This is a genomic window from Shewanella marisflavi (genome assembly GCF_023283925.1).
In the GTDB taxonomy this organism is placed as follows: domain Bacteria; phylum Pseudomonadota; class Gammaproteobacteria; order Enterobacterales; family Shewanellaceae; genus Shewanella; species Shewanella marisflavi.
The window spans coordinates 1-2,211 of record NZ_JAKIKX010000022.1; the positions used below are offsets into that span (position 1 = coordinate 1).

Here is a 2,211-nt window from a genome sequence, read left to right on the forward strand (position 1 = left end):
ACCATAGCATTGTGGTCCCACCTGATCCCATCCCGAACTCAGAAGTGAAACGCAATCGCGCCGATGGTAGTGTGGGGTCTCCCCATGTGAGAGTAGGTCATTTCCAGACGCTAATTTCGCTTATCCTCTTTAGGATAAAGCAAAATAATTAAGCGCATGTAGAGTAAGACGCCTAATTATTAAGAGTTTTGTGCTGATATGGCTCAGTCGGTAGAGCGCATCCTTGGTAAGGATGAGGTCCCCAGTTCGATTCTGGGTATCAGCACCACTAAATTTGTCTGGAAACCATAGCATTGTGGTCCCACCTGATCCCATCCCGAACTCAGAAGTGAAACGCAAGCGCGCCGATGGTAGTGTGGGGTCTCCCCATGTGAGAGTAGGTCATTTCCAGACGCCTAATAAACGAAGAATCCCCAGCACACTGTGTTGGGGATTTTTTCGTTTAACAGCTTTTGAAATATCTACTCGAACATGGGAAAGAAGAGAGTGCATGCAAAGCATGCTACCTTCCATGTGGTAGGTCGATAATTGCATCCTGCATAATCGACACTTCCACCGTCCGTGGTGGTCGTATGGTGAAGCTCTTGCGTTTATCAAACGAAGTTTGATGCAAGGGGTGAACGCGGAGAGCTTGCTCGAAGCTGGCCATGACAGACGCCTATTTATTCTCGAAAGAGAGTCGATAAATCCCCAGCACACTGTGTTGGGGATTTTTTCGTTTATACGCTCGTCCTAAATTGCTCCTGGCAGCTTATGGCACTTCCTACATCCATGTAGGTCGCGCGAAAGTGTTACTTCACATGCAGCCCAAAGCTGCTTACACAGTGTGGCAGTTAAGTGCTCTATTCATTAACTGCATTTCCGCCATCCATGGCGGTCAGGCCCCTCAGCTCGCAGCCTAGCCAAACGGATGCCTTGCGCCCCTTGTGAGATGAGAGTTGAGTAAATATCTGATCTATTGCTCGGAGTTGGCCATGACAGGCGCCCCTTATATATCGATGATCTTGGTCATAAACTGCATCCTGCGTGTATGACATTCGTTACATTCATGTGCCTTGCCCCTCAGTTCTCAGGCAAGCAGCTTCTCGCTCCAGCCATCCATCATGCTTCGCTTGAGAAACGGATGTCTTTTGCCATCTGTGATAGGTTGATAATTGCATTCTGCTATATCGACACTTTCGCCACCCATCACGGTCAAGTATGCAAGCTTGCTACTGGCCAATATCGATTCCTTAAAGACAAATACAACTTAATTCACTGAGGTAGGAATGAATGCCTATTGTTTAGGTCAGTCGAAAATTGGTTATTTGGGTATCGATATTTCGACATCTAATTCGCTCAAGGCCGCTATCGGCTCTCCTGGGCGCTAGCCGTTTCTCGGAAAAAATAGTTCTTTGTAGGGAGTTGCTGGAGCTGTGAGAGATCTGGTTGACGGTCTTTACATCGTCATAAATGGGGTCAAAGTAACTGATGTAACTTGGAGAGCTGGAGGTTGGCATAATTGTCTTAACTTATGCCCAACTCTCGACGGTTTCAGTTGCTTTGTTGCTTGTAGAATAAGATGAGGCTCTGTGTCTAGCTGAGCGCAGTATATCCATTTAAGTAACAGCTACCGGCCCATGTAGCCTTGTATCCAATAAGCACATTTAATGAAAATTCGAGGTGGAGCGATCGGCTACTATCGGCTTTCTATTTTTGACTAATTAGGTCGAGGAGCTTCGCATACTAGCTTAAAGTTTATAAGAGAGTTAGTACTGTGGTCTTAGGGAAAATAGTGATCCATTTATGCATTAAAAGAACATTCGCTTAAGCGTTTTCCTAAAATGGCTTGGGCTTTTGCCATATTGTCCCGTGGTATTTGTATTAACTGCTGACTCTTTTTATTCCTTTTATATACGGTTGTTCTATTTCAACTATGCCCGACTAGGGCTTTGAAGAGGTATTGGGCTTTATCGTCGATAGGTAAAGAGGTTGTGTGTTGTATCTTTAGAGACAGGTTGTGTGGATAACTTTGTGCGTAATTGGTGTAAAGGGTGTGCTTATTCCAGGTATAAAAAATAAGTTCGTTTTTATTGAAAAAAGCCCTTGCGTAAAAGATTCTGCTCCCTATAATGCGCTCCCACTGACACGGCAAACGGCGCTGCTTAGCAAAGTAAGTAAGCATGTAGGTTGAGTCAGGGTGGTAAGCGCCTTCGGGTTTTTAAGCCGTTA

The 2,211-nt window shown here is 45.2% G+C and carries 1 tRNA gene and 2 rRNA genes; all 3 read left to right on the forward strand.

What is annotated here, in order from left to right:
- Positions 1 to 109: ribosomal RNA gene (gene rrf, locus L2712_RS19035) — 5S ribosomal RNA — on the forward strand; the annotation flags it as partial.
- A gap of 83 nt (positions 110 to 192) precedes the next feature.
- A tRNA-Thr gene (locus L2712_RS19040) sits at positions 193 to 268 on the forward strand.
- A gap of 9 nt (positions 269 to 277) precedes the next feature.
- Positions 278 to 393 (forward strand): 5S ribosomal RNA (rrf, locus tag L2712_RS19045).
- Positions 394 to 2,211: the final 1,818 nt, after the last annotated feature.